Origin of the sequence: Bacillus sanguinis (assembly GCF_018332475.1) — a bacterium.
GTDB classification, from domain to species: Bacteria; Bacillota; Bacilli; order Bacillales; family Bacillaceae_G; genus Bacillus_A; species Bacillus_A sanguinis.
Window position 1 is genome coordinate 1 of record NZ_BOQB01000296.1, and the last position, 7006, is coordinate 7006.

The window sequence follows — 7006 nt, forward strand, 5'->3', positions numbered from 1 at the left end:
CCCAACAAGTAAATACTTTATTTCAACAACTACTAAAATAAGGAGGGGAAAATCCCCTCCTTATTGCTTATTGCGCTTTAATTTTCTCAAGAATTCCTTCATCAAATGCACCATTTTTCAGCATTTCGATTTCTAATTTATATGGCGGCTTCTTATCTTTTTTATCTTCACCTACATACGGCGTTTCAAGAATTTTTGGTACGTGCATTAACTGCGGGTGATGCACAATATGATGCAACGCTTTATAACCGATATGACCGAAACCGATATTTTCATGACGGTCCTTTCCTGCGCCGCGTACATTTTTACTATCATTAATATGAAGTACTTGCAAACGATCAATACCAACAATCTTATCAAATTCATTTAATACGCCGTCAAAATCATTTACAATATCATATCCTGCATCGTGCGTATGACACGTATCAAAGCATACTGATAATTTTTCATTATATTTTACACCATCAATAATCTTTGCAATTTCTTCAAAGCTACGACCGCATTCTGTTCCTTTTCCTGCCATCGTTTCTAACGCAATGTTAACTGTCTGTTCTGGCGTTAACACTTCATTAAGCCCTTTAATAATTTGTTGAATACCAGCATCCGCTCCTGCACCAACGTGCGCACCTGGGTGAAGAACGATTTGTTTCGCCACACCTAATGCCGATGTTCTTTCAATTTCCATACGAAGGAAGTCTACACCTAATTGGAAGGTTTCTGGCTTCGTCGTATTCCCAACATTAATAATATATGGAGCATGTACGATAATTTCCTCAATACCGTTTAGTTCCATATGTTTTCTTCCTGCTTCTATGTTCAATTCTTCAATTGGTTTTCTTCGTGTGTTTTGCGGTGCACCTGTATAAATCATAAACGTCGTTGCACCATATGAAACAGCCTCTTCACTTGCTGCTAATAACATTTTCTTACCACTCATGGAAACATGAGATCCAATCTTTAACATACAATCACCTCTTCAATATACAATAGATATAATGATAGCATAATTTGTAGAAATATGTAGTGAATTGTTTATTCCTAAAACACTACGCAAATTGCAACTAGCTACAGCACAACTTTAATCAGTGTTTTTTCCATTTCCACTGACTATTCTCTCGCAAATAGCCGGATAAAAAAAGATAAGGGGGCTCCCCTTATCTTTTTTTATTGCTATATTTTTTCTTCACTTTGTCACGTTCTGTTGCAAGTTTACGTTTATAGTTTGGTTTTACTTTTTTCGGCTTTTTAATAACTTTTGTTGCCATAACGTCAAGTTCATCATTTGGTTTTTTACGGCTCTTACGACGACGACGCTCACCTAAATCGGCCCACTCATCTCCGCGTAAATCTACATGCTTGAACTCAATATGACGTTGTTTTTCTAAACTATCTAATGCTTCTTCGTTTGCTGGATCATAAATCGTCACTGCAATACCTGAATGCCCTGCACGTGCTGTTCTTCCAACGCGGTGAACGAAGAAATCCAAATCTGATGGAAGTTCGTAATTAATAACATGACTAATTCCTTCAATATCGATACCACGTGCTGCTAAATCAGTTGCAACAATATATTGGAATTCAAGGTCACGAATTTGTTTCATCATTTTTTTACGATCACGCGGTGATAAATCTCCGTGAATTCGCCCAACTTTTAAGCCACGTTCCATTAATCCGTCAGCAACCTGATCCGCCATCTTCTTCGTATTCGTGAAAACAACTGCTAAATATGGTTTAAATTGTAGCAACATTTTGTTCACTAAATCGATTTTGTTACGATGTTTAGAAGGTACTAAATAATGCTCAATATTTCCAGCAGCAACTTGTTTTGGATTGATATGAATATGCTCTGGATTCTCCATATATTTCTTCAGAAACGGTTTTAGTTTTTGAGGAATTGTTGCAGAGAAAACTAGCATTTGCAAGTTTTTAGGCATGCGTGCTGCAATTTTGTCTACATCATGAATGAATCCCATATCAAGCATTAAGTCTGCTTCATCGACAATAATCGTATTTGCTTTATGAACAAATAGTGCTTGCTCTTCTACTAAGTCTTTAATACGTCCTGGTGTTCCAACTACAATATGAGGTTGTTTTTTCAACTTTTCAATTGATCGTTGTTTATCAGTTCCACCAATTAAACAACGTGCTGTAATCATTTGATCTTCCGCACAAAACTTTGTTAATTTCACGATTTCTTCGTAAATTTGTTGTGCTAACTCACGAGTAGGCGCTGTAATAACAAGTTGTACTTCTTCACGACTTGCATTAATTCTGTTCAATGTAGGAAGTAAGTATGCATGTGTTTTCCCAGAACCTGTTTGGGATTGTCCAATTACACTTACACCTTTTTTCACGACTGGGAAAATCTTCTGTTGAATTCCTGTCGGCTCTGTAAAGCGTAGTTCACGAACTGCATCTATTAAAAATGGTTTAAAATCATACTGTGTAAAAGTTTGTTGTGTCATAAGTTACACCTTCTTTCTAAATTTCTACTGCGCGCACAAATCAGTCAAGTCTACATTATATCGAAATCTACAAGTAAAATCCATCTTTAGTTTAGGTTTTTCCTTCAAAAACTAACCTTCTTCCCCCTTATTGCATATTGTATGTGTATATACCTAACTGAAGAAAGGAGGATTTCTCACATGTTTCCAAAATCCCCCACAAGGCAAATGTATCCGAATCAAGGGCGGCAACCTTATACGCCATATCCAATTCCACAGCTACCACCGATGGCACAAAAGAAGAAAGGATTCCTTGCTAAACTCTTTAAAAAACACGATCCAACCGAGCCTTTCATGCAAATGGTTCCACCTTATCGACAAATGGAAGGGCCACCGCCAATGATGCACCAACACCAACAACCAACACCAGAATATCGGCAACAATATCAACAGCAATACCAATACCACCAACAACAATACCCGCAGCAATACTCCCAGCAATACTCCCAGCAATATCAACCATACATGCAGCATCATCCAGAGCAAATGATTCCCCCTCAAATGTACGAATCAAACGAAACGCGCGGCGGTGCAGCAACTACAGCAGCATCAAGTAGCGGCATCGGCAGTTTTTTTGCAAATTTAATTTCGAACCCAACTAATATGATTAACAATATCGAAAAAGTATCCCAAGTCGTTCAATCTGTAAGCCCTGTCGTCGAACAGTATGGTCCTATTATGCGTAACCTACCAAGCATTGTTAAAATCCTCACCTCTGGCAAAAGTACGGAAGAAGATTCAACTGAAAATCAGGCTGAAGACATAACAGAAAAGGTTGAGGTAGCAACTCCGCCTCCTCCACCAAAAAAAAGAAAAAGAAAAAAAATAGTGATTGAGCCAGTCATAGAAAAAGAATTAAGAGAGGAGCCTGTTCAAAAAATAGCAACAAAACCAAAACTATATGTGTAACAATCCTTTGTTTTCTATCCACTCCTCCTTTATAATGTAAAAGACTATGCACAAAAGTATCCCTTGTTTAGAAGGAGAGGATTACTCATATGAAAATTGTTAAAATTTCCCCTCGTGGTTATTGCTACGGTGTTGTGGACGCGATGGTTATTGCACGTAACGCCGCATTAGATACATCATTACCAAGACCTATTTATATTTTAGGTATGATTGTTCACAACAAACATGTAACAGATGCATTTGAAGAAGATGGCATCATCACATTAGACGGACCAAGTCGATTAGACATTTTAGATAAAATCGATTCTGGTACTGTTATTTTCACTGCACACGGTGTTTCTCCAGAAGTTAAACAACGTGCAAAAGAAAAAGGTTTAACAACAATCGATGCCACTTGCCCAGATGTTACAAAAACACATGACCTTATTGAAGCAAAGAAAGCTGAAGGTTACCATGTCATTTATATCGGCAAAAAAAATCATCCAGAACCTGAAGGCGCAGTTGGTATTGCACCTGACATCGTCCATCTTATTGAAAGAGCTGATGATTTAAAAACATTAGAAATTCCAACGGATAAAATTTTAGTTACAAATCAAACAACGATGAGCCAATGGGATGTTCAACATTTAATGGAGGACATTCAGAAGAAATTTCCAACAGCAGAATTTCATAAAGAAATTTGTTTAGCAACTCAAGTGCGCCAAGAAGCTGTTGCTAAACAAGCTGATGTTGCAGACTTAACAATTGTTGTCGGTGATCCGAAAAGTAACAACTCAAACCGTTTAGCACAAGTATCACAAGAAATCGCTGGTACGAAAGCATATCGCGTTGCAGATGTAAGTGAAATCAAATTAGAATGGCTACAAGGTGTAGAAAACGTAGCTGTTACAGCAGGTGCTTCTACTCCAACGCCAATTACGAAAGAAGTTATCGCTTTCTTAGATCAATATGACCCAATGAATCCCGCTACATGGGAGAGGGTTCGAAAAGTACCATTACAAAAAATATTACCTCGTGTAAAAGTGAAAAAAGAACAATAATAAAAACCGTTGCCTATATGAGCAACGGTTTTTATCTTTCTTATACAAATGTAAATGGATCTGTATGTAACTGTGAAGCATGAATGTGTACATTGAGTTTCCTTGCATCCACTTTTTCTTGTAATTGCTTTTGTACACCCTTCTTCATTACTTTTTCAACGTTATGTCCTGGGTCGACTATATTTAAACCGAGCATCATCGCATCATGAGCAACATGATAATACATGTCACCTGTAACATATACATCCGCTCCCTTAAATTTAGCTTGATTCATGTATTTGTTACCATCGCCACCAAGTACAGCTACTTTGCGCACTTTATCATCTAATTTCCCAACAACTCGTGCACCCTTCACATCTAATGATTGCTTTACATGTTCCGCAAACTGTCCAAGTGTCATTTCTTCTTGTAAATATCCTATTTTTCCAAGCCCTAACGTTTCACCTTTGTTATCAAGCGGATATACATCATATGCTACTTCTTCATATGGATGTGCCGTTACCATTGCTTTAATCACTTTTCGCTGTAGTGAAGCCGGAATAATCGTTTCGATTCGCACTTCTTCTACACGTTCTAACCGTCCAGTTTCCCCGATATAAGGATTTGTTCCCTCTTGAGGTATAAACGTGCCTGTACCCTCGTTACTAAACGTACAGTGGCTATAATTGCCGATATGACCAGCACCTGCGTCTCCCAATGCCTGTCGTACTTCTTCTGCGTGAGTTACTGGCACAAACACAACAACTTTTTTCATTTCTTCTGCATATGTCGGTGCCAAAACTTCTGTATTTTGCAATCCTAACGCCTCAGCAAGTAAATCATTTACCCCACCCTTAGCAACATCCACATTTGTATGCGCTGCATAAATGGCAATATCATTTTTAATACACGTTTCAATAATTCTTCCGTACGCTTTATCTGTATGAATCGCTTTTAACGGATTAAAAATTAAAGGGTGATGCGCAATAATGACTTTCGCCCCTAATTGAATTGCTTCATCCACAACTTCTTCCGTTACATCTAACGCAATCAATACGTGCTGTACAGGTTTATTAAGCGCTCCAATCTGCAGGCCAACCTTATCTCCTTCCATCGCTAAATGCTTCGGATACATACTTTCAAATAAAGAAATTATTTCATGACCGTTTGGAATTTTACTCATGATAAAACCTCCTCTATCATTTTCATTTTCGCTTCTACTTCCGCACGCTTCGCTTTTGTTTCTTCAGAATCAGCCGCACGTTCTAATTGCTTTAGAATATTTTGGAAGTTTTTCAATTCTCCTTCCCATTTTTCAACGAAAGCTTCACTTTTTTCTTTTATTAAAAATGGCCCCATAAACAATTCCGCTTGTTTATTTTCAGAATAAGGAACCGCGATGTCTCCTCGCTCCCCTACTATAATTTCATAAATCTTTCCATCTTCTTTTACAATTTTTTCATGGATAAGCTCCCATCCATTCTCAATAAACCATTCACGAATGTGATGCGCTGCAATATTCGGCTGTAAAATTAAGCGCGTTACACCTTCTAATTTTTCTTTACCACTTTCTAAAATGTCACGAATTAACGCTCCACCCATGCCAGCAACCGTAATTACATCTACTTCTCCCGGCGCTATAACAGCTAATCCATTCCCTTTACGCACATCTACTTTATCTTGTAAGCCACTTTCAGCTACAGTTGCTTGCGCAGAGCGAAATGGTCCATCTACAACCTCTCCAGCAACTGCTTTTGTAGCAATATTATTTATAATTGTATAACACGGTAAATACGCATGATCCGATCCAATATCAGCAACTGTAGATCCTACTGGTATTTCACGTACAACTTCTTCTAATCGTTTTGAAAGCTTTACTTCATTCATGTATTTCCATTACTCCTTCTCTTGTCAGTCTGTCTCCATGATAATGAATTTATAGTAGTTGTTGCAAGCCCATAACAACAATTCAGTTCTCTATCACTCATCGTATTTTAGAAAATATAGAAAAACAAGCCCTATGCATAAGCAAAAGGCTTGTCATACGAAACTTTATTTTTTCTTCGATAACCAATCAGCTACTTTAGCGGCTTGATCAGCAGGAACTATATTTGGTGGCATGTTTCCTTTTCCTTTCGAAATAACTTCTTGAATCTCTTCTTTCGAAAGCTTCCCACCAATTTTTTGTAAATTAGGTCCTACCGCCCCTTGTAACTGATCACCGTGGCAGCTCGTACAGCTTTGCTTCACAATATCCTCTGGCTTTGATGCTGTTTGTGCTGGCTTCCCACCATTTTTTGCATCAGCTAACTCTTTAGATTTATTTAGCCCCTGAAATGAAAATACAAACATAACGATAATACCTAATGCTGCAATAAGAGCGAACGGAATCAGCGGATTACGTTTCATATCTCTTCTCCCCCCTCTATACCGCTAAATAGTTAGATGATTCAGTCATTTCCATTGTACTTGAAAACGCTCTATCAGAAAAGAGTAAACTACTAATCGTTAAAAATATTCCATAAATTCAGTTTATTGTTTTTTATTGTTATATCGCTTATTATTTCGATAATT

General features: G+C 37.7%; 7 protein-coding genes. 2 read left to right on the forward strand and 5 right to left on the reverse strand.

Going from position 1 to position 7006, the window contains the following annotated elements; translation table 11 throughout:
• Window positions 1-67 precede the first annotated feature (67 nt).
• Together KI369_RS24300 and KI369_RS24305 are read right to left on the reverse strand one after the other, a co-directional pair.
• The gene (locus KI369_RS24300) at window positions 68-964 is read right to left on the reverse strand and encodes a deoxyribonuclease IV (protein WP_212957777.1); all 897 of its coding nucleotides are present in this window, start codon (window positions 962-964) and stop codon (window positions 68-70) included.
• 190 nt (window positions 965-1154) lie between these two features.
• Window positions 1155-2465, reverse strand: a complete 1311-nt coding sequence (locus tag KI369_RS24305) for a DEAD/DEAH box helicase (RefSeq protein ID WP_048531209.1) — start codon at window positions 2463-2465, stop codon at window positions 1155-1157.
• A gap of 180 nt (window positions 2466-2645) precedes the next feature.
• On the opposite strand from KI369_RS24305, the gene vrrA reads away from it, so the two are divergent.
• A complete protein-coding gene (gene vrrA / locus KI369_RS24310) occupies window positions 2646-3413 on the forward strand; it encodes a VrrA/YqfQ family protein (RefSeq protein ID WP_212957779.1) in 768 nt (255 codons plus the stop codon).
• An 89-nt stretch (window positions 3414-3502) separates the two neighbouring features.
• On the forward strand, window positions 3503-4453 hold the full coding sequence (locus tag KI369_RS24315; RefSeq protein ID WP_048531213.1) for a 4-hydroxy-3-methylbut-2-enyl diphosphate reductase: 951 nt from the start codon (window positions 3503-3505) through the stop codon (window positions 4451-4453).
• 40 nt (window positions 4454-4493) lie between these two features.
• On the opposite strand, the gene KI369_RS24320 is transcribed toward KI369_RS24315, so the two are convergent.
• The 3 genes from KI369_RS24320 to cccA all read right to left on the reverse strand — a co-directional run bounded on the left by KI369_RS24320 (window position 4494) and on the right by cccA (window position 6841).
• Window positions 4494-5615 (reverse strand): Nif3-like dinuclear metal center hexameric protein, encoded by a 1122-nt coding sequence (locus KI369_RS24320; protein ID WP_212957781.1) that lies wholly within the window; start codon window positions 5613-5615, stop codon window positions 4494-4496.
• Window positions 5612-6319 carry a tRNA (adenine(22)-N(1))-methyltransferase gene (locus KI369_RS24325; RefSeq protein WP_212957782.1) on the reverse strand — a complete coding sequence of 236 codons (708 nt, stop codon included), beginning with the start codon at window positions 6317-6319 and terminating at the stop codon, window positions 5612-5614. The genes KI369_RS24320 and KI369_RS24325 overlap by 4 nt, the downstream gene beginning before the upstream one ends.
• 165 nt (window positions 6320-6484) lie before the next feature.
• Window positions 6485-6841, reverse strand: coding sequence for a cytochrome c550 (gene cccA, locus KI369_RS24330; RefSeq protein WP_000828147.1), 357 nt, complete (start codon window positions 6839-6841; stop codon window positions 6485-6487).
• Between the last annotated feature and the right edge of the window lie 165 nt (window positions 6842-7006).